This is a genomic window from Johnsonella ignava ATCC 51276 (genome assembly GCF_000235445.1).
In the GTDB taxonomy this organism is placed as follows: domain Bacteria; phylum Bacillota; class Clostridia; order Lachnospirales; family Lachnospiraceae; genus Johnsonella; species Johnsonella ignava.
Genome location: NZ_JH378829.1, coordinates 47,988 through 72,144 on the forward strand (window position 1 = coordinate 47,988; position 24,157 = coordinate 72,144).

Genomic DNA, 24,157 nt, shown 5'->3' on the forward strand with positions numbered 1-24,157 from the left:
ACATGCGCCTGTGGAACGGTCACGCATAGTACAAGGCTGTTCTACATAATCAATGCAGCTTTCCGAGCAGAACTTACGTGGTTTTTTGCACTCTTTCAATTTAGCACACATGACAGGAGAGTTAAAACGGTTTCGCTGTTTAACTGTTCTGTGAAGTTTTATTTCTTTGGCAACAGTAGTAGGATCTTTGGAAATAGATTTAGCTATGGCAGTTTTTGAAAGACGTCTTTCTATGCCTTCCTGAATGGCTTTCCTGTCATCTAAAGTTAAATGTTTTGCTTTCATAATAGTCATCCTTTCTCCTATGAACATCACAGGTAATAGGATAGCCGGAAGTAAGTCTTTCATAAAGTACTTATTGAAAAACTAAAATCAGGATAAGGAAAGATAACTGGAAGTAACTTTTTCATTTTACCAGATATCAATTTACTGATGTATGTAAGATATTAGTCTTGTCTTTATAGTCCTTTTGATATATACTTTTTAGTATTGACATCAAATCAGGTTTTCAAAAGTAGGTTTATACCTTAATAATTTATAAAGAACACACTTTTTTAACAATAATGCTCTATAAACATATCTGCCTGAATTATAATAAAGCATTAACATTATAAATTGTTGCTTATTATAAATACCGGTTATAAATTATGCTTTTATAAACTGAGGGTCTATATTTTAAATGAAAGGACAGTATAAAACACCGCAAAACATATGAAATATATTATTATACTGGGAGACGGTATGGCTGATCTCCCTATAAAAGAACTTGCCGGGCGTACTCCTCTGCAAGCGGCATACAAGCCTACAATTGACTCATTGGCACCTGCTTCACTGCTTGGCATGGTAAAAACAGTACCTGATACAATGTCCCCCTGCAGCGATGTTGCCAATCTGTCCATATTAGGTTATAACACTGAAAAATGTTATACCGGCCGTGCTCCACTTGAAGCAATCGGTATGGGCATAGACCTGCATGAAGGTCAGACTGCTATACGATGCAATCTGGTAACACTCTCAGATGAACCTGAATTTATAAATAAAAAGATAATTGATTACAGTGCCGGTGAAATAAGTACAAAAGAGGCAGCCGTACTTATAAAAGATATCGCAGCCAAACTTGACACGATAGAATACAGTTTTCACCCGGGTACTTCCTATAGAAATTGTTTTGTACTTAAAAGGGGAAAATTAACCTCAAAGCTTATACCCCCAAATGATATTTGCTATAAAAAGATACTGCAGTTTCTTCCTAAGGACAGCCTCCTCCTTAACCTTATGAAGAAAGCCTCTGCTATACTCCAGGATCACCCTGTAAATATAGAGCGCAAAGCTGCAGGTTTAAAACCTGCAAATTCAATATGGTTCTGGGGAGAAGGTACAAAAACCATGCTTGAAAGTTTCAGCAATAAATTTAATCTAAACGGCACTGTAATATCAGCAGTTGATCTTATAAAGGGCATAGGTCTGTGTGCCGGTCTTGAAGCCGCCGACATTAGCGGTGCTGACGGAACTGTTGATACTGATTATGATGCAAAATGCTCCGCCGCACTTGATGCTCTGCTTGAAAAAAATAAAGACTTTGTATATATACACTGTGAAGCCCCTGATACCTGCGGGCATAACGGAGATTATAAATGTAAAATGCTTGCCATAGAAAGAATTGACAGATATATAGTAACCCCTCTTGTAGAAGCACTTAAAGCTTGCGGTGAGGATTTCTCACTGCTTGTACTCCCTGATCACCCCACCCCCGTTTCAATAAGAAAACATACAAATGATCCTGTCCCGTTTCTGCTATATCGTTCAGATACCGATTTTAACAGTCATGAAAATATCTACTGTGAGGATTCATGTACTAATACCGGAGTTTATATTGAAAAAGGATATATGCTTATACGAAGGATGATTTTGTAATTGTAATACTGATATTTTTTACCGGTTATTATAAAATGTGAAAGGACTTAAAGTATTATGTCAGATTTAAAGGAATCCAACTTCCACTCTGAACTTATAAAGAAAAGAAAAAAATTAAAACAACGTCAGATGATACAGGTCGTAGGAATTTATTGTTTTATAATAGTACTTATAGGAGTTGTAGCTTTTGGTACTTACCAAATTATAAAGGCTGTATCAGGAACAGGTAATAACTCCGGACAGACAGCTTCACAGGAAAATAACCCTGAAAGTCAGACACAACCCCAAATATCAGATGAAGAGGAGATAAAGGCACTTATACAACAAGCAGACAGGCTTGCCGCCGGTTACGATTATGACAAAGCAATAGAACTTTTAAGCTCTGATGCAAGATATACGACAAGACCTGAAATTACAGCAGCTATAGCAGGCTATGAGGAGACTAAGACAACACTTGTAAAAGCGGATGTTACAAAAGTGCCGCATGTATTTTTTCATACACTCATTTATGATAAATCAAAAGCTTTTGACGGTGATGACCGCCAGATGGGCTACAATCAGGTTATGACTACTATAGGTGAGTTTGAAAAAATGCTTGATGAAATGTATAAAAGAGGATTTGTACTTGTTAAAATTCATGATGTAGGTTATGAATCAACTGATTCACAAACAGGAGAGACTAAGATGGTAAAAGGTGATATAATGCTGCCTCCCGGCAAAAAACCTATCGTCATGTCTCAAGATGACGTAAATTATTACCCTTACATGCAAAAAGACGGATTTGCAAACAGACTTGTAATAGGTGATGACGGCAGGGTTACATGTGAGATGGATCTTGATGACGGCAGTAAAGTAAGGGGAGATTATGATCTTATACCTATTTTAAATAAATTTATTGATGCACACCCTGATTTTTCATATAGAGGTGCAAAGGCTATAATAGCGGTTACAGGCTATGAGGGTGTATATGGATACAGAACAACTCCTTCATATGAGGGTAAAAATCCGAATATTGAATCGGATAAGCAGACTGTGCGTGAGATAGCTGAAGCACTTAAAAAAGACGGTTGGGAACTTGCATCCCACAGTTGGGGACATAAACACCTTGGCAGAATTGATATGGATCATTTCAAAGCTGACTGTGATAAATGGAATAATGAAGTCAACTCACTTATAGGTCCTGTTGATATACTGCTTTACCCATTTGGTACTGACGTTGCCGACTGGCATCCGTATAAAGCTGATAATGAAAGATATAAGTATATGTACAACCTCGGCTTTAGGTATTTCTGCACAGTGGACTCAAGTGAATACTGGGTTCAATTCGGCACTGATAATTTAAGGATGGGCAGAAGAAATCTTGACGGATACAGAATGAAAACCGATATAGACAATCCTGATAAAGCCAAGCTTACAGATCTCTTTGACCCGAACGAAGTCTATGATAAAAGTCGTCCTGCTGAAATGGGCGTTATAACTTCATAGCAGTCTAAAAGCATAAAATATGCTCTCTCCTAAGTAACAAGCGTTTATTATTTCACTTGCCTGCTTAGAAGAGAGCATATTACTTTAAAGTGGGCGGTTCATTCCGGTATCCTCTTTATATATTTATTATATTTGCAATAAAATTGTTTGCTGAAATGATATGACGGCAAATACATTATTTATTTATATATTTATTCTATCTGCATTACTTCCTTTATATAATATTTACTGTCTTCCTTTCCCCTGTCATAGTCCATTAATGCTGCACTAAAGTAAAATAAATCTTCTTCACCTGATATTTGTTTCATTTCTTCCTTATATCTATTATAATAATCAGCTAATTGGACAGGCATAAGATTAAGTCCCTGGGAAGTAGATATAAAAATTTTGTATACTGCATCTTTGCTGAAATAAAGGCTGCCACGATATATAGACACAGTTGCAGGTTTGATGCTTGTACCGTCATTAAATAATAAAGCATATTTATTATCTCCGTGAGTTTTAGCAAGTTTAAATTCTAAATTTGGATATCTTGTTTGTTTTAACCCGACACAGTAGCCTCTAAATTTATCATTATATCCCTCATAACCTGTTACAGTTAAAACTAAATTAATACCTCTCACACTAAATGAATGTCCCGGTTTTAAGCTTTCTACATCTTCAGCCGAAAAAATCTGCTGAGACTCCAGAAACATATTTGTCAGCTCATATACCTCGTCCCTTTCAATAAGCTCAGACACATTGTTTTCGCTAAACTCCTCCGGTCTGTCTTTATAAGAGTTACTTACCATAGTAATAAAAGAATCTTCAAAAAAAGTCAGATTTTCTTTATATGGAGCAACAAAGCCTGAAACCTTCCCATCCTTACCCAAAAACTTTCCATCTGAAGAAAACTCCTCACAAAGCATATGCCCGTCATTTGCAAAGCAATAATCCTCTCCGTCTATATTCTTCCAACCATCTTTATAAAGTTGACCATTGTCATCATAGTAATAATACCTTGTTTCAATAAAATCTTTTTTAGATGTATTATATATACTACTGGGATGATCAAAACTTTGCCAGCCTCTATTTAACGGACGTGGGTCAAAAAATATTTCTTCAGCTGCCAGACTTCCGCCGCTTCCTATGCTTCGTTTATACATTGGATTGGAGCGCAAATTTTCAAACTTCTCTCCATAATTCATATAATTAAATATATCAAACGAATCCTCATAACTGTAATACAAATTATCGTTATTTATACTTATTTTACTTGCTTTCTCACTTACAATTTCAAGGTTTTCTCCATCAAGACCGCATGTATACAAAACTCCTTGTATAGATTCTTTTTCATCATCCGAAGTTACAAGAAAAAATAATTTGTCATTATATACAATGGGTTTAATTCTGTTTGCCCATTTTTCTTCAGGCTCAAATAAAGTTTTTTCATTTTCTCCATCCAAACGTACTTTTTTTAATATCGGAACGGAGTCCTGTGATTTTTCTACATAATAAACATAGCCTTTATAAACATTGAATATACCGGCTTTAAAACCTCTAATTATTGTTTTCGTTTTTGTATTGTCTTCATTAAGTTTTTTAAGACCTTCTCCATCTTGAAAATAAATACCATACTTTGTAACATTTAAATAAGCATAATCATCAAAAAGGTTATCAGGTATACTATGAAGCTGTCTTATTGCTTTTGTTTCTATGTTAAGCGAACAAATCTCTGCTGCAGCTTCTCTATTCTCTTTATAGACAAAATAAAGCTTTCCGTCATACAAGGTTTCAAGTTCAAAAACACCTATATCTATATAAAAAGATAAAAGCAGCTCCTGCCCTTTACCATCAGGTTTTATTCTATAAAGCCCCTTAGTTCCTAATGTATCGATATCATTTACCGCACCTGTAAAATATATGTAACCATTATAATAGAACATACTGTCAGGTGAAATATCTGATACTTTCCTAATATTTCCGGCATCATCCATTGCATACAATCTTTGTGTATCATAAGGATTTTTAAAAAACAGATCCTTTCCGTCGCTTAAGGTTTTACTTCCTGCAAAAACATTTGAAGCAGGTCCTGAATCACATAACGCACTTATTGCGGAAAATTTCTCTCCTTTAAAGCCGGCCTTAGATTTTAAAAATGGAAAGAGTAAAATACATACTAATATAATCAATAACAAAACACCCGGAATTATTAACTTTGAATTAGGACCCCTGTCATTGTAAAAATTATCATGATTATTATGATTTAATAAATAACTGCACTCTTTACAAAGATCTCCATTGCTATAACTTTTCCTCCCACAATTCTTACAAATCATAATCTCTCCTCCCATCTAAATACTGCTTCACTTTTTGTAAAGGCATTATAGACTCAATATAATTTTTAAACCCTTAAAAATAGGCTTTCTATATCTTTATTTCCAACACTATAACTCTGAAAATTTATGAGATGTAATAAGCATTTCATAATTTTACTTGTCAAAACTCAATAACTGCACCTGCAAAATTAAATAAAATACCGGAAGTCTAATTTTATAATATATTCAGGCAAAAACAAATATTATATACCTTAAATAATATATATAAAGCAAAAACTTCCGGCAGTTTTTATATATAGTTATAATCTGTTGTAATTCTATATCCCGTATTAAACTATGAAGTAATATATTTTACAATCCCTAATCTGTATAAAAATATTAATCACTATATATTTTAATATTAAATCCGCTCAATAATAAGTTTGAGACATTTAACCTTATTTAAAAAGAAGCTTTCAGCCTTATAGTTTAATTGGCATTAACAGTCCCTGCCTGCCTTTTTGCCGTCAGATACTCATCTATACCTCTTGCACCTGCTCTTCCTGCACCCATGGCAAGAATCACGGTGGCAGCTCCGGTTACAGCATCACCCCCGGCAAATACACCTTCACGGCTTGTCTTTCCCACCTGTTCATCAGCTACGATACATCTTCTTTTATTTATATCAAGACCCTTTGTAGTGCTTGATATAAGCGGATTAGGTGAGGTTCCAAGCGACATTATAACTGTGTCGCAGTCTATAATATATTCGCTTCCCTCTATAGGAACAGGTCTTCTCCTTCCTGAATCATCAGGTTCACCAAGCTCCATCCTGATTACTTTTATACCTTTAACCCAGCCTTTTTCATCTGAAAGAATCTCGGTAGGATTTGTAAGTACATCAAATATTACCCCTTCTTCTTTAGCATGGTGCACTTCCTCTACTCTTGCAGGTAACTCCGCCTCACTTCTTCTGTAAATAACATGGACCTGAGCACCGAGTCTTAAAGCGGTCCTTGCTGCATCCATAGCAACATTTCCTCCGCCTACAACACATATTTTTTTACCTCTTGTTATCGGTGTATAGTAGTCGTCTCTGAAAGCCTTCATAAGATTACTTCTTGTAAGATATTCATTTGCGGAAAATACACCATTTGCATTTTCACCCGGGATTCCCATAAACATAGGCAATCCTGCACCTGAACCTATAAATACGGCATCAAAGCCTTCCTCATCAAAAAGATCATCTATAGTAAATGTTTTTCCTATTACAACATTGGTTTCTATTTTTACTCCAAGCTTAAGTACATTTTCTATCTCAGGAAGCACTACTCCGTCCTTAGGAAGCCTAAACTCAGGTATACCGTACATCAAAACTCCGCCCGGCTCATGAAGTGCCTCAAATATAGTAACTTCATAACCCAGTTTTGCAAGATCTCCTGCACAGGCAAGACCGGCAGGTCCTGAACCTATGACCGCAACTTTCTGGTTTTTCGGTTCAGCGGTTACTTTAGGAGTTACCTTATGTTCTCTTGCCCAATCAGCTACAAATCTTTCAAGTTTTCCTATTGATACCGCTTCTCCTTTTATACCTCTTACACATACGCCCTCACACTGACTTTCCTGTGGACATACACGCCCGCATACCGCCGGAAGACATGACGACTCTCCTATTATCTGGGCAGCCTTCTCAATATCATTATTAAGTATCTGCTGTATAAATGCAGGTATATTTATTGCTACAGGACAACCCTTTATGCATCTTGCATTTTTGCAGTCAAGGCAGCGTGATGCTTCTGCAACCGCTTCTTCATAAGTATATCCTAAACAAACCTCTTTAAAATTTGTTGCCCTCTCATGTGGATCCTGTTCAGCAACAGGCACTTTTTTAGTTTTATCCATTACTTTTCACCTCCGCATATACCACATCCTCCATGGTGGCTTTCACCTTCCTGTACTCTTAAAAGCTCTCTTCCTTCTTCGGTCTTATAGGTCTGCATACGCTTCATAGCTTCATCAAAATTTATAAGATGCCCGTCAAACTCAGGTCCGTCAACACATGCGAACTTTACACTGTCTCCTACTGTAAGCCTACATGCGCCGCACATACCTGTGCCGTCAACCATTATAGGGTTCATACTTGCAATTGTCTTAATTCCAAGCTCTTTTGTAAGCATGCATGCAAATTTCATCATTATCATAGGTCCTATAACAACACATAGATCATACTTTATACCTTTATTTACAACCTGATCCTTTATTACATCAGTAACAAGCCCCTTTGTTCCCGCCGTACCGTCATCTGTTGCTATATAAAGGTTTCCGGCAATTTTTCTGGTTTCTTCAACCAGTATAAGCAAATCCTTATTTCTTGCTCCTATTATGACATCACATGGTATACCATGCTCATGAAGCCATTTCACCTGCGGATATACAGGTGCTGTTCCAACACCGCCTGCAACAAATAAAATTTTCTTCTTTTTAAGTTCCTCTATATCCTCAGAGATCATCTCGCTTGCATTGCCGAGAGGACCTACAAAATCCATAAAATAGTCTCCCTCCTCAAGCTCAGCCATAAGCCTGGTTGAAGCACCAAGTGCCTGGAATACTATAGCAACAGTTCCTTTCTGACGGTCGTAATCTGTAATTGTAAGCGGTATTCTTTCACCGTACTTATCAAGTTTTACGATTACAAATTCACCCGGAAGGCATCTTTTTGAGACATTTCTCGCTTCAATATCCATATAATAGATATTGTCGGCAAGCAGTCTCTTTTTCATAATCTTAAACATACTTATTCTCCTCTTACATTAATAGTTTTATGAGCTTTTAACTAAAATTATAATGTACAGGGGTATTATAACATAGATTAGCATAAAAAGCACTATTACTGATAATAAAATATCAAAAAATAATGCCTATAAAATATAAATTTAAATTATCACTAAGCTATATAACATTCTATATATTATTCCGTCTTTTATATAATCTAAAATAGTATACTAAATCAAAATATGTTTCCTCATCACTCTCAAGTACAAGCTGCCAGTTTGAATCTTTATCAAGATTATGCATATAACGATCCGCCTTATATTCATAATCAATATATGTAATATGTGCAATATCACAGTAAGGTAAAAACTGGCTGTATATACTCTCACCTCCTATTATAAACACTTCTTCATCAGGAATTTCCTCTTTTTTAATATAGTCAAGACATTCTTTTAAATCCCTTAAAACAATAGTGCCTTCAGGGTTAAACGATTTATCCCTTGAAAGCACTATATTTTTTCTTCCGTAAAGTGCAGCCACGCCCGGCAGATCTTCAAATGTTTTTCTTCCCATAATTATAGTTTTTCCTAATGTCTCATCTCTAAAATACTTTTTATCCTGCGGTATTGATACTAAAAGATTGCCGTTTAATCCTATTGCCCAGTTTTTATCAACTGCACAGATTATATTCATATATGACCTCCCATGGTTTTATAAAATTTTCCTAAATGTATAATTTAACAATGAATGCATAAATTTTGCCGTAAAAAACATTTAGAAACTTTACAGGACTTTTATAATCCGGCTTAAAACCCGGCCTGTATTAATACTGTCATTTAATTTTTATAAACTTACTTTAAATCACAAATTATAAGTTCTTTCGCATATGGCAGTTTTTTTATCCAATCACAAAAAACATGCCATTCATTAAGCTTATGATTTCTCCTTGCATAATATATATTTATAAGTGATTCATAATTAAGTGTGCAGGTTCTCATCTGGTTGTAGCTTGAGGGCAGCAGTTGTATCATATCATACCAGTCATCACTGTTTCTGCTGTTTATAAAGCTAAGCCTTGCAGCCTCAAGAGCTTTTATTATATATTCCATAGCATCAAGCCCTAAACTGCTTAACCTGTCATATGAGAAATCACTAAGTTCAAATTTCTTTGTATGAATTTTATGCATTGTGGAGGTGGAATTTGCGACTGTACCCACTTTGTAGGTGTCATATTCCTTCCACCAGTACATAGGAGCGGTTATATCAACACTTACAAATACCTGTCTCAGATATTTTCTATGATCGCTTCCTGCTATTCTGAGTCTTTTTGCAAGACTTAAATCGTTTTCACCTAAAATATAATTTCCCTCGTTATCATAAAAGCTGTCTGACTTTGCCCATGAATTCATAGGATTTCTTGCACCACGTATGGCATTTTCAAGATTCATGACAGAAGTATTTTTAAATATTATCACAAATTATCTATCTCCAGTTTTTTACAGATGGCCATTCGCCATCTTTTTTTAATTCATGGTATTTATTATATGCCTGTTCAAGAATATTGCGTTCATTTACAAACTTAAGCAGGTGATATACCTCATTATATTTATAATATCCCGAATCCATAAAGAATTCTTCCTTCTGCGGCTTGCTGTAAAAGCTGTCTGCGGACATAAGATACCAGTGCACTTCCTTATCAATTATACCGCTATATGAGTTAAATGTATAATGACTTTTGCCTATATAAGCTATAATGCTGGCATTGACCCCGCTTTCTTCCCTGACCTCTCTTAAAGCAGTCTGTTCAAAAGTTTCGTCCTTCTCCACAGTTCCTTTAGGCAGTACCCACCCCTCATATTTATTCTTATAGTTTTTATAAAGTGTCAGTACCTTGCCTCTGTATATAACCACACCGCCGCAGCTTATTGCTTCCTTCATTGCAGTCCTTTCCTGTTGATAAGCTTTTAGCGTATTTACTTTTATCCGGTTATTAGTATAAACTATTCCACCCCCCGTTTCAAGTGCCCCCGTGTAAAGTTCTCAGAAAACTCCCCTGTTTTAATATCCATGATAAAGCATTCTATATATCTTTCAATTATCAGAACACACTCTTTAGAGCTTTCAGTTGTAAAATATAACCTTATAATATTTACTCCAAGACTTTTTACACTGTCTGAAATCCCCAGAGTTGAAAGTGCAAGCGAATTATAAATAGTATTATAACAAAATTCACATTTGTTTTTTACAGGCATATCACGGTTATATCTGTCTTTCAGTATAAGCGTGCTGTATTTTTTATCACAACCAATCGTATTCTTTCTCAGACACTGTGCGGAAATCATCATAGGAAGCCTGCCATAGGCTATAAGCTCAGAATCCTCGTATCCAAGTCCTTTTAATTCCTTAAGATTAAGTTCTACAGGTAATGTCAGCCTGTCTGCTCCCATTTTTTTAACACATTTGCCTGCAATATCATTAAATGCATACATATTGTAATCAAATATATAAAAAGGTTTTTCATATCCTTTAAACACATTATTCAGATAATCTACCGCTTCAAGACATCTTATTATAAAACCGTCAAAACCTGCTGCAATAAGATATTTCCTGTTTAAATCAAAAAATTCTGATGCTTCTTTTCTGAATATATGCGGCATATATAAATTTACCTTTATCCCTATATCGTGCATTTTTTTAACATTAATTTCCCAAAACCGGGGAGAAATCGTATCCGCCTCAAAACTTAACTCGCTTACCGGAAAACTTTCTTTACTATGCTCCGTATACAATTTTTTTGCATTGTTTTGTATACCGACTTTTTCTACATTTCTTACACAGAAATCAATAACTGCTTCAAGCTGGGATTTTTCCTCGCATACTATATGCAGCTTAATATCATCTTTTTTTGCTTTTTGCAAATCAGGTGATAATTTCGCCGAAATATCGCAGCCTCCGGCATTATCATATCCGGCAGGTTCGTATTTTCTTCTAAATATTTTTAAAATTTCAAAGTCAAGTGCTTCAATAGCCTTTCGTCTCAATTCATTTAAATGTATATTTGGTATAAAAAGTTCGGGTTCAATCACTACTTCAAGATTTTTAAAACTATATGGTGTATTGCCTGTTTTTAAAAGCTGTTTTATAACATCTTCTTTTGATGTAGATATTTTTAATGCCTTCTGAGGTATTTCACCGGTATAAGATATTTTTATATTATTGCATTGTAAAGATTTATCCCTGCTTAAAATCTCAGCATGAAGTTCAAGCTTTGCCGGAACACCTGTTTTTAGAACCACAGTCCCTGATATTTTTAGTTTGTTTTCTATATCTATATATTTTTCCTGAATATTTTTTACAAGTGAAGTATCCGTTTCTCTGAATTCAGGTTTTGCTGACATTACTACCATATCCCTGCCATTATGTTTATTATAATAGCCGTCAGTCTGCCCCCCCCTGTCAAACAGATTAAGCAAAGCCTTACGGTCAGAAGCTTCAACATTATAGCCTTTAGTTCCGCTTTTATAATACAGTTCAAGATATTTTCTATATATACTTACTACCCCAGCAGTATATACCGGAGATTTCATCCTGCCTTCTATTTTAAGTGAATCAACTCCGGCCTCTATAATTGAAGGAAGCAAATCCAGGCTGCATAAATCTTTGCAGCTAAGCAAATTTTTTTCACCGCTTGCATTAAGCATACCTGTTTTATTACCTATATATTTATTGTTTATTCCAATTTTATTAGATTTTTCAGCATAAGCCTTTCCTGCTATTTTTTTAGCATCCAAATTGGTAAAGGCTGATTTTTTAGTACGATTTTTACCTCCTGCTATATCATTCTTTACAGGATTATACAGGTCAAATGCCAGCCTGCATGTTTGGGCACATCTCCCACGATTTGCACTTCTTGTACCTATAATAGAACTCATAAGACACTGTCCTGAATACGCATAGCATAAAGAACCGTGTACAAAACATTCTATTTCAATATCACAGTTTTTTTTAATTTCTCTTATTTCATTAAATGACAGCTCCCTTGCCGGAACCACTCTCGAAGCTCCCATCTCAAACAGCTTTTTTGCCCCTCCGGCACCAAGTATTCCCATCTGCGTACTTGCATGTATATCAAGAGCCGGAAAATTTTCCCTTATAATAGAAAATACGCCGAAATCCTGTACTATCACAGCATCAAGTCCGGCTTCATAATATGGTTTTATATAATCTGCAAGCTCAGCTATCTCATTATTTTTAAGCAAGGTATTGACTGTCATATAGACTTTTACACCAAATCTGTGTGCATAATCCATACCTTTTATAAAAAGCTCCTCATCCGGATTGTCGGCATAAGCCCTCGCACCGAACCTTGCCCCTCCTATATATACTGCATCCGCACCGGCATTTACAGCCGCTTTCAAGCTCTCATATGATCCCGCCGGTGCAAGAAGTTCAACGTAACCCATAATCATTCACTCCCTGACGTATGCCTGATATTATTTTTTCAATGATATCTATTTTTTGGAAAGGAGTTATAATGTAATAGCCGTCAACATCTTCATACATCCTTGCCGCCACATCAAGACAAAGCTTTATCGCATGTTTTTTGCACTCATCAGGTGTAAGATTTTCAAAACTATCTATTATATCCTCAGGTATACTTATACCATTTACTTCATTATGCATAAATACGGCATTCCTTTTACTTATTAAAGGTATAACACCTCCCAGTATAAGTGCATCAAGCTTGCATCTTGCCATCTTAAGGTTTTCAAATGATTCCTGACTGTATGCAGGCTGCGTTAAAAAACCCACTGAGCCACATTCAATCTTAAGCTGTGCACGTTTAAGTTCAGCAGAAAAATTTTTTGAATTAATATTTAGTGCTGTAAATATCTTTATGCTGTCATTAAAAATATCTTTGTTTAATGAAGTTATATATGAAGCAAGCTTTCTCGAATTGAATTGATAAACAGCATTAACCTCACTTCTTTCTGCTGTCGGTACCGGATCTCCAGTAACCGCAAGTACATTATGCACCCCTTCTGAATAAAGCCCTAAAAGCAGTGCCTTGGTTGCATTTATATTTCTATCCCTACATGTAAGATGGGGCAGAACCTCCATTGACAGCTCCCTCTTTATCTTACATGAAAGCAGGCTGCTGTCCATTCTGGCTCTTGCTATAGGACAATCGGATATTGTAAGTATATCTATCCCGATATCTTTAAGCCTCTTTGCATTCTGTAAAAACAGCTGTGCATCTCCGTCTTTAGGAGGGTCAAGTTCAACAGCAATAACCTTTTTTGAAGTATCTTTCCATGTTTTCAGTCTGTCCAAAAAAACATTTGTATACTTCTTTATACTTTTATGAGATTCAGGCTTTATCTTTTCGACAAATACGGATTTTGGAGCTTCTCCTGAAAGATCCTGTGCAACTTTTTTTATATATTCCGGAGTGGTGCCACAGCAGCCGCCTATTATTCTTACACCATAAGAGTATATCTGCTTAAGTTTTGAAGCAAAGTAAGCATCATTACCGTCAAACACACTCTGATTTCCCCTTATTACAGGATATCCGGCGTTTGGCATAACACTAAGATATTTTCCTGACTCAAATATCCTAAGCAAATCAAATTCTCTTACAAGTTCATACATTTGCCCGGCACCTGATATACAGTTGATTCCAACCGCATCTATAACGGAACTTTTCTGCATTTTTTCAATAAGATCCTTATAATAACGCCCATCTCTGGTATATCCGTCAGGAAGCACTGCAAAAGATACTATTATAAAGGCTGATGGCTTTAAGTTTTTTATAAATTCTGCCGCTTTTAAGATACCCTCACTGCCGCTTAAAGTCTCAAAAATATAATTTAAGGCTCCCTTTTTTAGAAATATTTCCGCCTGTGATATATATATGTCAGCGGTTTCTGATTCAGAAGCACCTGCCGCAGGTCCTATATCGGCAAATACATAAGCTTTATCTTGCGCAGCTTCTGTAGCAATATCATAGCCGGCACTTATTAATTCATTTCTTTTCTGAATTTCTTCATGTGATGTATCAAAGTATGATAAGCCAAATGTATTTGTCTTTATTGCCATAGCCCCGGCATCTATATATTCTCTATGTATATTTCTTATAATATCAGGTCTTTTTATATTTGCCTGTTCGCAGCCCAGGCTCATATCTCCTGAAATCCGGGCATAATATGTACCCATGGCACCGTCAAAAAGCAGTACCCTTCTTTTTAAAAAATCTCTTATATTAATCATTTATGTTGATATATTATAGTCTTTCCAATTACTTTTCTTTTTCAAGAGGGCTGTAAAAACCCCTGAATTTAAATTAAGTTCTATTCCGTAAATTTCCGGTTTAGAAGTTTATTGTTTTAAACTGGTAGTTTTTACAGCCCTTATATTTCTGTATTTTTATATCTTATATTTTTATAAGTTATCTTACTTTTATAAATTATCTTCTATAGTTTCCGGAAATGAGAGTTTTGCTATGTCAACCGAAGCTCTTGCATCCTTTGCGTAATAATCTGCTCCTATCTCCATAGCATAATCCGGTGTAAGAACAGCTCCGCCAACCCATATCTTGCACTCAGGAGAAACCGCCTTGACAGCCTCTATGGTTTCTTTCATAGAAGGTAGTGTTGTAGTCATAAGTGCTGAAAGTCCCACAAGATTTACCTTTTCTTCTATAACTGCCTTTACTACATTTTCTATGGGTACATCTCTACCCAGATCTATAATCCTGTAACCGTAGTTTTCAAGTATTATTTTTACAATATTTTTACCTATATCATGTATATCGCCCTTTACAGTGGCAAGCACTATCTTTCCTTTAGACACTCCTTGCGTATTTGATTTGGCTAATCTTTCCTTTATAAGTTCAAATGCCTCACATGCGGCATTTGCTGAATTTATAAGCTGCGGAAGGAAAATTATCTGTTTTTCATACTTATCTCCCACTATATCAAGCGCAGGTATAAGTTTATTATTTATAAGATCATTTTCACTCATGCTTTCAAGCAGTTTTGCCGCAATCTCTCTTGTCTGTACTTTCAATCCTTTAAGTACAGCCTCCTCTATGGTCATGTCAGCATGAACATCGCATTTTATATCACCGCTTATTTCCTTTGATTCCTTATTGGCAGAAAACCGCATTATATAATCACTGCAGTTCTCATCTTCACCGGAAAGCACTTTATAGGAATATACCGCATCCATAAGACTTGAAACATTTGGGTTTATTATAGGCAGATCAAGTCCGCAGCACATTGCCTGTACTAAAAAACTTTCAGTAATATGACTCCTTTCCGGAAGTCCAAATGATATATTACTTACTCCCAGAACACAATGCAGCCCAAGCTCCGACTTTACCTTTCGTAATGCGTTTAATGTCTGTACAGCCTGCTCCTGCTGTGCAGATACTGTAAGTGTAAGACAGTCTATAAACACATCTTCTTTTTTAAGCCCATATTCAATAGCCTTTTTAAGTATATAAACCGCATTGTCAAATCTCTCCTGTGCGGTCTGCGGAACCCCTCTTTCACTTAATGAAAGCCCTATTACTGCCGCACCGTATTTTTTAGCTATAGGAAGTATTAGATCAAGTCTCTCATCATCGGCATTTACAGAATTTATAATAGCTTTTCCGTTAAACGCTCTAAGACCTGCTTCAATAGCAGCAGGGTTTGAAGAATCAATCTGAAGCGGAAGGGATGTTATTCCCTGTATTGCTTTTACGGTTTCGATCATAAGTGACGGCTCATCCGCCCCCGGAACTCCTACATTAACATCAAGTATCTGTGCACCGCTTTCTTCCTGTTCTATCGCCATCCTGCTTATATAATCCATATCATGTTCTAAAAGTGCCTGTGCAAATCTGGGTTTTCCTGTAGGATTTAAACGCTCACCTATAACTCTGACCTTATTAAGCTCAACCATCTTTGATGATGAGCATACACCATAACGTATCTTCCTTGTGCTTTTGTAATTTTCTAAAATATTTTCATCATAATCACGGTCATTTATTGATATAGACGAATTTAGATCTGAGTCTGAAGAATCCATGCCTGCCGTTTTTATGTCTGCGGCATTTCGGGCATCTCTTTCACATTTAAGACTTAATCTAAGCTTATTTATATATTCAGGATCGGTACCGCAGCAGCCTCCCATCATTGATACTCCGAATTTTTTAAACGCAAGCATATCTGAAGCGTAATCGGAGGCATTCAGGTTATACTTTCCGGTAACCGGATCAGGTAAGCCTGCATTAGGTTTTATTACTACCGGGAGATCCGTCCACTGCACAAGTTCCTCTGCAAACTTAAGTATCTCCTTTGGCCCCAGAGAACAGTTAAAGCCTATCGCATCAGCTCCGAGCCCTGTAAGCACTGTAGCCATAGAGGGTATAGTAGTTCCTGTAAATGTCCTTCCTCCTGATTCAAAGCTCATAGTTACAACTACCGGAAGCGATGTATTCTCCTTGGCTGCAAGCAGGGCAGCCTTGGCATCATATAAATCTGTAAAGGTTTCCACTACTATCAGATCCGCCCCTGCTTCCTCACCTATGGACATTACCTCTTTATAGATATTGTAAGCTTCATCAAATGAAAGAGTTCCAAGCGGTTCAAGCAGCTCACCTATAGGACCTACATCAAGTGCAACTTTTACACCTTCCTTTAAAGAAGCAGCTTTCTTTGCAGTTTTTACTGCTGATAACACCGCCTGCAGCGTTGTTATACCGCAGCCTTTAAGCTTTTTTTCATTAGCACCGAAAGTACATGAATATATTATATCACTCCCTGCCTCTATATACTTTTTATGGATATCTTCAACTATTCCGGGATTATTAAAAGCAAATACTTCCGGATGTTCGCCTGCCTTCATGCCGGCAGCAAGCAGCATAGTTCCCATTCCTCCGTCAAGTATTGAGATTTTACCCGGTTTTATGATCCCTTTTGATATTAATGGATTAATTATATTTCCAGCACTATCTTCCATTTTTAACCCACCTTTTATATTTGATTTTGTCCTCAGTATTTTTATAATTATTATGGTAAAATTCCATATATAAATCAATATAGTCCTTCTTAAACAATAATATGAATATATTTATTGTAGATTACAGGTCTTTATCCTTTATAATTTATCGCATGTTTTGAAGTTTATTCCTAAAATTACAGAATGGTATAAACTTTATCTTTACAGCCTTTTACTATGATAATATCTCACCGACCGCAAGTAACTCCACGTCTTAAAAACCTGCATGCCTTTATTAAATTACAACCTGCACAACCAAGCTTTTCAGCCTTTCTCTCAGTTTCACTTACTCCTATAATGGCAGTTACCGACTTTCTGGGAATCATTATGCCGCTTGAGCTTACATTAAGACCTATACGCCTGACAGTATCAAGAAGATATATAAAATCTTTCTGTATGCTTATAGGCAGATCTCCATAACCTGGTGAATATCTCATAGTTAAAAAAAGTTTTTGTTGTTCATATTCAGCCCTGAACATGGCATCTATTGTATCACATACCGCCTCTATAAGCACACTTGCACATGAATCCATAATAACCGCATCAGATACATTCTTTATCTGTGCTCTCCTTATGGCATTTTCAACACCTGCACCAAGCGTAGCAGCCATAAGTATTATCTTCTTACATCCCAAAAGATGCTTTTTTATATCATTGCCGTTTAAAAAGCTACATTCATCAGGATATGAGCCGTCAGGTTTCATATCAAACTCACGGCTTATATATGCAGGCTCTGCAGCAGTATTAATTATTTCCATACATCTGTCTATCTGCTTTGACAATTCTTCGTCCATTTCCTGACCACGGTATTCGAGAAAACGCAATATCTCGCTTTTATCTTCAGCTTTAAGCAATATTTCCATATCTCCAACTTCCTCCCTCCTTAACAGAATATAATAATATACTAAAAACAAAAGAGCAAGTTGAAGTATAGAATTTTAAAAACAATAACTGTTATCTGCTCATGAAGAAATAAAATCCTATATATAATCTGTACTATACCTTAAGACAAAAGGGATCTGTCTGAAAGCATCTCATCAGTTGCAGCATACAGCTTCATTATATCCTGTATTGTCATACCCTTTCTTTCATCACCTTCAAGCACTTTTATAATGCTGCCTCCTGCCATAACCAGGGTCTTATTGCCGTATTCCATAGCATTTTGTATATTATGTGTAATCATAAGCGTGGTTATTTTATCTTTTTCAACTATATTTTTTGTAATTTCAAGTATCTGCCTGCTTGTCTTAGGATCAAGTGCTGCCGTATGCTCATCAAGTAAAAGAAGCTCCGGAGTTTTAAGAGTCGCCATTAAAAGCGTAAGTGCCTGCCTCTGACCTCCGCTTAAAAGCCCCACCTCCGATTTAAGCCTGTTTTCAAGTCCCAGCCCTAACTGTTCACATGCCTGCTTAAAGAGTTTATGGTCTTTTTTTCTTACCCCAAATCCGAACCTTATACTTTTGCCACGGCTATATGCAAGTCCGAGATTTTCTTCAATAGTCATATGCGGTGCAGTTCCCTTTAAAGGGTCCTGAAAAAGCCTGCCTATAAACCTCGCCCTTCTATGTTCTTTCATATATGTTATATCTTTTCCGTTGTTTATTATGCTGCCCTCATATACCTCTATACTGCCCGCAATAGAATTAAGCAATGTGCTTTTTCCCGCACCGTTGCTTCCTATAACTGTAATAAAATCTCCATCATTAATTGTAAGATTTATTGAATCAAGTGCAATCTTTTCATTTACTGTATTCTCGTTAAATATTACTTTAAGATTTTTTATTTCCAGCATGGCGCTTCCTCCATTTTAGAAATTCAGACCTGGCAAGAGGCAGACTTATTGCAGCAACAGCCATAACCGCACTAAAAAGTTTAAGTCCTGTTACAGGCAATCCGAGCTGATATGCCTTTGCAAGCATTATACGATAAATCACTGCACCTACACATACTGCAATCAGATTTCTTAATATACCTCGTCTTCCTACCACTGCCTCACCTATAATTATACTCGCAAGTGCCAAAACAAGCATACCCACACCAACACTGTGAGCAGCGTTGCCATTATACTGTGCATACAAAGCACCTGAAAACGCAACAATGGCATTGCACATGGCAAATCCCAGGATTTTCATAGCATCGGTATTTATACTTGAGCTTCTTACCATAGCTTCATTATCGCCTGTCGCTCTAAGTGAAAGCCCTATCTGTGTCTTTAAAAAAATATATATTGCAGCTACAAGTATCAATGTAATAAACAGCAAAAACACAAGCTTTCCAAGAGAAGTTCCGTTAAACAAAAGCTTATTTTCAGCAAATGTAAAAACGGTCTTTTTCCCATAAAAGTTTATAGTCGGACTTAAGCCCATAATCATAAGATTTATTGAATAAAGTCCTGTCATAGTAAGAATCCCTGCCAGTATCTCATGTATTTTCAATTTTGTATGCAGTATGCCTGTAACCACACCTGCTGCCGTTCCACCCAATACTCCCATTACTATCCCTGTAACAGGGTTACCTTCAACTGTCCAGACAGCACTGTAGGCAAGACCTGTTACAAAGCTACCGTCAACTGTAAGATCAGGCAGATTAAGAACTCTGAAAGCTATAAATAACCCTAATGAAAGTACTGCAAATATAAGCCCGAGTTCTATACTCTGAATTAATGCTGAAAAAGCCATTTTATTATTCCCTTATCATTACTGTTTATTTTTAATTTCCTTAAATTTAGGATCATTTTTTATATCATCTGGAATTTCGATTCCAAGTTCTTTCGCAGTATCAGTATTTACATAGATATACAAATCATCTTTAAATACCTTTACCGGTATATTTTCAACCTTTTCCCCTTTAAGTACCTTATCAACCATGCGTGCCGTTTCTTTACCAAGGTCGGTATAATCAATTCCCAGTGTAGCAAAACCTCCGTCCATTACCATAGAATCGGCACCTACATAAATCGGTTTCTTTGCTGCTATAACCTCCTTCATAAGTATAGGCATAGCCTCAGCCACCGTATTGTCATTTGCCACAAAAAGCATATCTACTTTTCCCAATATGGTATTTGCAGCCATCTGAAGATCTGCACTTGAAGCAATACCTGTCTCTTCAAGTTTCAGACTATTATCATCACAAAATTTTTTAAGCTTGTTAAGATTGCTTACAGAATTGTCCTCACCCGGATTATATATATAACCTACACTCTTTACATCAGGAGTTATTTTAAGTGCAAGCTCCATAATCTTTTCAACATTTACCGCATCGGTAGTTCCCGTCATTCCTTTATCAGTAATGTTATAATCAGTTACAACTCCTGCCTTTACAGGATCGGTAACTGCACAAAATATAACAGGTGTAGTTTTAGTAAGAGGCATTGCAGCCTGTGCTACCGGTGTTGTAATTGCAACAACTATATCCTGTTTATCACTATCAAAATTTTGAACTATCGTAGGTATATTCGACATCTCACCATTGGCATTCTTAAAATTAATCTCACAGTTTTTGCCGTCTTCATAACCAAGTTCTTTCATTTCACTTGAAAATGAATCATAAATTATATTTAATGATGTATGTTCCATAAGCTGTATAACACCTATCTTAGGTAAATCTTTTTTATCGGAAACATCTTCTTTTGTGCTGTTTTCAACGTTTTTATCCGCTGAATCCGACTTTTGTGCAGAGCTTTCATTGTTCACTTGTACACTCTCATTTTGAGAATCCGCCTTATCCTTACGAGGTGTACATCCTGATGCGATAAAAACTGCCATTGCCGCTGTAAGTATTCCATATAAAGCCTTTGTTAACATATCTTTCTTTAATAAATTCATAAATTTGTCCTCCTTAAACTACATTAAATATTGATTAAATTAATTTTTTAAAATTTGCAAAAAAAAAGCCTGTCCCTGTAAAAGGACAAGCATAGCCTGCGGTACCACCTTTTTTAGTAATAAAATTACTCTCTCTTGTGAAGATGCCAACACATCCTCTGCTTTTTAACGGAAGCCTCCGTACTGGGATACTCACCTAATTAGCTTAAGCTTTCATCAGTCCCTCATGGGTCCATTTACAAATCGTCATCTCTATCGGATTTCCAGCAACACCGATTCTCTGTAAGCAACTAAAATGTTTTATTTCCCAATCAGCGGTTTTACGGCATAATACACTAAAAAAATAAAGCTGTCAATAGTTTTGTGAATTTTATTTTACATAATCCCGTCTTCCATCGAAGTACAATGATAAGAAACTGTAAGAAAAAAGAGAGGATGAAACAGCCGGGGCATGGAAGCTGTAAAAGTGCGAATCTGTGACACTTGTAATTAAATAAAACTTTGATAAACCTCAAAAATGCCGGATTTTTAAGCAACATATTGCAAAACAAAAATTCCCTATAGCACTTGTATTACAAGCACTATGAGGGATTATATTTTACTTCAGTGTAGAATACAGTTTTTTATACAGAGATTGCATGCAGTTTTATTTTAAAGAAAAGGCATTAAGTATCACTGAAGCAATGACAAATATCCATAAAGCTTTGCTTACTGTAGGCATAACATCCATTAATCCTGTTATATTTCCTTTTACAGCCATCAAGGAACTATCACTGTAAAAGGCACAAACGGTTAATGCAGTAAGTCCTAAACTTATAAATCTTAAAAATTTAGTTTCCCTGTTTTTTATTTTTTGATTGATATTTAATACAGTTGCTATTAAAGTTCCCAAGACTAAAATTAATATAAACCACATTTTGCACCTCATTAATAAAATTATCTTTGTAAATTTGTAGTTTAAAGACTTTAATTACAATATATCTCAAATGACAGGCATATTGTACCATAGGAGGTGGTAAAAGAAAAGAAAAAATCAGAAAAAAGTTTAATAAATAATCCACAAAATTTTTGCTCGGGGTGTAATAGCCTTATAGCATGTGGATAATTAAAATTTTTTCAAAGCAAGCTGTGGATAGTTTAGAAAAAATCGAAAATAACTGAAGGTGGCAAAATAAAAATAAATTTATTCTTCACCGCTGCCGTCATATGGATAAAGTGGACATAGAAATTCTTTAGTGGTATAATTTAAATTGTAAAGCAGTCTAAAAATATTCATAAACAGCACTCGTAAAATACGGTATGATTCTGCCCGTTATAGCGACTTTGCCGCTATAACACAGACTAAAATCAAGTATTTTTGCCTGCATCTAATATGTGTATATTTTAGTGCCGTTATGCAGATATGTATATACAGGTTATGGCTGTGAATATTTAAAAAATAAGCTTTACATGAAAGGAGGATACTGTTTTGCTTTGGGGAATATTATTTGCAGTATTTGTGCTGATAGAGATAATTATACCCGCTCTTGTATCGGTGTGGTTTGCGGCAGCGGCACTGATAATGGTATTTATATCACCCTTTATAACTGAACCTATATATCAGATGCTGATATTTTCAGTGATGTCGCTTACTTTTCTGTTGTCATTTAGAAATCTCTGCCGCAGCTATATGAAGCCAAAAGATAAACTAAGGCAGGAGGAAGTTACTATAAACAGGATAGTTGAATCTGAAAAGGATACATGCCTGTATGAGGTGAAATATAAAGGCGCTATATGGTCTGCAAGAGGCGCTGAAGGATATATGCCGGGAGATTGTGCATTTATCGAATCCTTCGACGGAAATAAAATAATACTTGGAAAGAAGGTATAAATATGGGTTGGGGAATTATAATTGTAATTTTAGCAGTAATAATAGTTATAACATTTAAATCAGTAAGGATAGTTCCTGAGTCAAGAGTATTTGTAGTTGAGCGACTTGGTAAATATTCACAGAGTCTGCATTCAGGGCTTCACTTTACAAATCCTATATTTGACAGGATTGCACTTGTAATATCACTAAAAGAGCAGGTGGTTGATTTTCCGCCACAGCCCGTAATAACAAAGGATAATGCAACTATGCAGATAGACACTATAGTTTATTTTCAAGTTACCGATCCAAGATTATATACTTATGGTGTTGAACGTCCTATTGCTGCGATTGAAAACCTGACTGCAACGACGCTTAGAAATATAATAGGCGATATGACGGTTGATCAGACCCTTACATCAAGAGATACGATCAATACAACTATGAGAATGGAACTTGATGAAGCCACGGACCCGTGGGGCATAAAAGTAAACCGTGTTGAGCTTAAAAGCATACTCCCTCCACAGGACATAAGAGTTGCTATGGAAAAAGAAATGAAGGCGGAAAGAGAAAAAAGAGCGAATATACTTGAGGCACAGGCTAAAAAAGAAAGTGCCATACTTGTTGCTGAAGGTGCAAAACAAGCCGCAATACTTAATGCAGAAGCCGCTAAGGAGACTGCTATAAAGAAAGCGGAAGGTCAGGCACAGGCAATACTTGAAGTGCAGAGGGCAAAGGCTGAGAGTATCAAACTTCTTAATGAATCAAATCCTTCACATGCAGTAATTGCATTAAAAGGAATGGAAACTTTTGAAAAGGTATCTGACGGACAGTCAACAAAGATAATCATACCAAGCAATCTTCAAAATCTCGCCGGTATGGTAACAAGCTTTGCGGAAATGAATGAAAAATATACTGCAGATACCAAACAGAATACAGAGAATCCTGAGCTTTAAACGGCTTTTTGTAAA

Annotated in this window: 19 protein-coding genes and 1 other annotated feature; of the genes, 4 read left to right on the top strand and 15 right to left on the bottom strand. The window is 36.0% G+C overall.

What is annotated here, in order from left to right:
- A partial coding sequence (locus tag HMPREF9333_RS00265) for a helix-turn-helix domain-containing protein (RefSeq protein ID WP_040882005.1) occupies positions 1–294 on the bottom strand: 294 nt, incomplete at its 3' end.
- Between the two features lie 417 nt (positions 295–711).
- On the opposite strand from HMPREF9333_RS00265, the gene HMPREF9333_RS00270 reads away from it, so the two are divergent.
- Positions 712–1,914 carry a cofactor-independent phosphoglycerate mutase gene (locus HMPREF9333_RS00270; RefSeq protein ID WP_005538963.1) on the top strand — a complete coding sequence of 401 codons (1,203 nt, stop codon included), beginning with the start codon at positions 712–714 and terminating at the stop codon, positions 1,912–1,914.
- 57 nt (positions 1,915–1,971) lie between these two features.
- Positions 1,972–3,399, top strand: coding sequence for a polysaccharide deacetylase family protein (locus HMPREF9333_RS00275; RefSeq protein WP_005538965.1), 1,428 nt, complete (start codon positions 1,972–1,974; stop codon positions 3,397–3,399).
- 191 nt (positions 3,400–3,590) lie between these two features.
- Here the strand turns inward: HMPREF9333_RS00275 and HMPREF9333_RS00280 are convergent, their stop codons facing one another.
- From HMPREF9333_RS00280 to HMPREF9333_RS00345, 14 genes are all read right to left on the bottom strand, one after another.
- Complete coding sequence (locus tag HMPREF9333_RS00280; RefSeq protein WP_005538966.1) at positions 3,591–5,717, bottom strand: DUF5050 domain-containing protein; 2,127 nt, start codon at positions 5,715–5,717, stop codon at positions 3,591–3,593.
- Between the two features lie 468 nt (positions 5,718–6,185).
- On the bottom strand, positions 6,186–7,598 hold the full coding sequence (gltA, locus tag HMPREF9333_RS00285) for an NADPH-dependent glutamate synthase (protein ID WP_005538967.1): 1,413 nt from the start codon (positions 7,596–7,598) through the stop codon (positions 6,186–6,188).
- Complete coding sequence (locus HMPREF9333_RS00290; RefSeq protein ID WP_005538968.1) at positions 7,598–8,488, bottom strand: sulfide/dihydroorotate dehydrogenase-like FAD/NAD-binding protein; 891 nt, start codon at positions 8,486–8,488, stop codon at positions 7,598–7,600. Before HMPREF9333_RS00290 ends, gltA begins: the two co-directional genes overlap by 1 nt.
- A gap of 169 nt (positions 8,489–8,657) precedes the next feature.
- Positions 8,658–9,161, bottom strand: coding sequence for a dihydrofolate reductase (locus HMPREF9333_RS00295; RefSeq protein ID WP_005538969.1), 504 nt, complete (start codon positions 9,159–9,161; stop codon positions 8,658–8,660).
- A gap of 158 nt (positions 9,162–9,319) precedes the next feature.
- Positions 9,320–9,943 (bottom strand): hypothetical protein, encoded by a 624-nt coding sequence (locus tag HMPREF9333_RS00300; RefSeq protein WP_005538970.1) that lies wholly within the window; start codon positions 9,941–9,943, stop codon positions 9,320–9,322.
- 7 nt (positions 9,944–9,950) lie between these two features.
- Positions 9,951–10,406: an NUDIX hydrolase gene (locus HMPREF9333_RS00305; RefSeq protein ID WP_005538971.1), complete on the bottom strand. Its 456-nt coding sequence runs from the start codon at positions 10,404–10,406 to the stop codon at positions 9,951–9,953.
- A 62-nt stretch (positions 10,407–10,468) separates the two neighbouring features.
- Complete coding sequence (locus HMPREF9333_RS00310) at positions 10,469–12,931, bottom strand: U32 family peptidase (RefSeq protein WP_005538972.1); 2,463 nt, start codon at positions 12,929–12,931, stop codon at positions 10,469–10,471.
- Positions 12,918–14,738, bottom strand: a complete 1,821-nt coding sequence (locus HMPREF9333_RS00315) for a bifunctional homocysteine S-methyltransferase/methylenetetrahydrofolate reductase (protein ID WP_005538973.1) — start codon at positions 14,736–14,738, stop codon at positions 12,918–12,920. The genes HMPREF9333_RS00310 and HMPREF9333_RS00315 overlap by 14 nt, the downstream gene beginning before the upstream one ends.
- Positions 14,739–14,927: 189 nt before the next feature.
- Complete coding sequence (locus HMPREF9333_RS00320) at positions 14,928–17,477, bottom strand: homocysteine S-methyltransferase family protein (protein WP_005538974.1); 2,550 nt, start codon at positions 17,475–17,477, stop codon at positions 14,928–14,930.
- A gap of 227 nt (positions 17,478–17,704) precedes the next feature.
- Positions 17,705–18,379 (bottom strand): vitamin B12 dependent-methionine synthase activation domain-containing protein, encoded by a 675-nt coding sequence (locus HMPREF9333_RS00325; protein ID WP_005538976.1) that lies wholly within the window; start codon positions 18,377–18,379, stop codon positions 17,705–17,707.
- A gap of 140 nt (positions 18,380–18,519) precedes the next feature.
- Positions 18,520–19,308: an ABC transporter ATP-binding protein gene (locus HMPREF9333_RS00330; protein WP_005538978.1), complete on the bottom strand. Its 789-nt coding sequence runs from the start codon at positions 19,306–19,308 to the stop codon at positions 18,520–18,522.
- Positions 19,286–20,194 carry an ABC transporter permease gene (locus HMPREF9333_RS00335; RefSeq protein ID WP_005538979.1) on the bottom strand — a complete coding sequence of 303 codons (909 nt, stop codon included), beginning with the start codon at positions 20,192–20,194 and terminating at the stop codon, positions 19,286–19,288. The genes HMPREF9333_RS00330 and HMPREF9333_RS00335 overlap by 23 nt, the downstream gene beginning before the upstream one ends.
- 18 nt (positions 20,195–20,212) lie before the next feature.
- Positions 20,213–21,340: an ABC transporter substrate-binding protein gene (locus HMPREF9333_RS00340; RefSeq protein ID WP_005538980.1), complete on the bottom strand. Its 1,128-nt coding sequence runs from the start codon at positions 21,338–21,340 to the stop codon at positions 20,213–20,215.
- Positions 21,341–21,418: 78 nt separating this feature from the next.
- Positions 21,419–21,664 (bottom strand) — a binding site (T-box leader).
- Positions 21,665–21,986: 322 nt separating this feature from the next.
- On the bottom strand, positions 21,987–22,256 hold the full coding sequence (locus HMPREF9333_RS00345) for a hypothetical protein (RefSeq protein WP_005538982.1): 270 nt from the start codon (positions 22,254–22,256) through the stop codon (positions 21,987–21,989).
- Between the two features lie 552 nt (positions 22,257–22,808).
- Between HMPREF9333_RS00345 and HMPREF9333_RS00350 the strand changes: the two genes are divergently transcribed.
- Together HMPREF9333_RS00350 and HMPREF9333_RS00355 are read left to right on the top strand one after the other, a co-directional pair.
- Positions 22,809–23,210, top strand: a complete 402-nt coding sequence (locus HMPREF9333_RS00350; RefSeq protein ID WP_005538983.1) for an NfeD family protein — start codon at positions 22,809–22,811, stop codon at positions 23,208–23,210.
- 2 nt (positions 23,211–23,212) lie between these two features.
- Positions 23,213–24,142: an SPFH domain-containing protein gene (locus HMPREF9333_RS00355; RefSeq protein ID WP_005538984.1), complete on the top strand. Its 930-nt coding sequence runs from the start codon at positions 23,213–23,215 to the stop codon at positions 24,140–24,142.
- Positions 24,143–24,157: the final 15 nt, after the last annotated feature.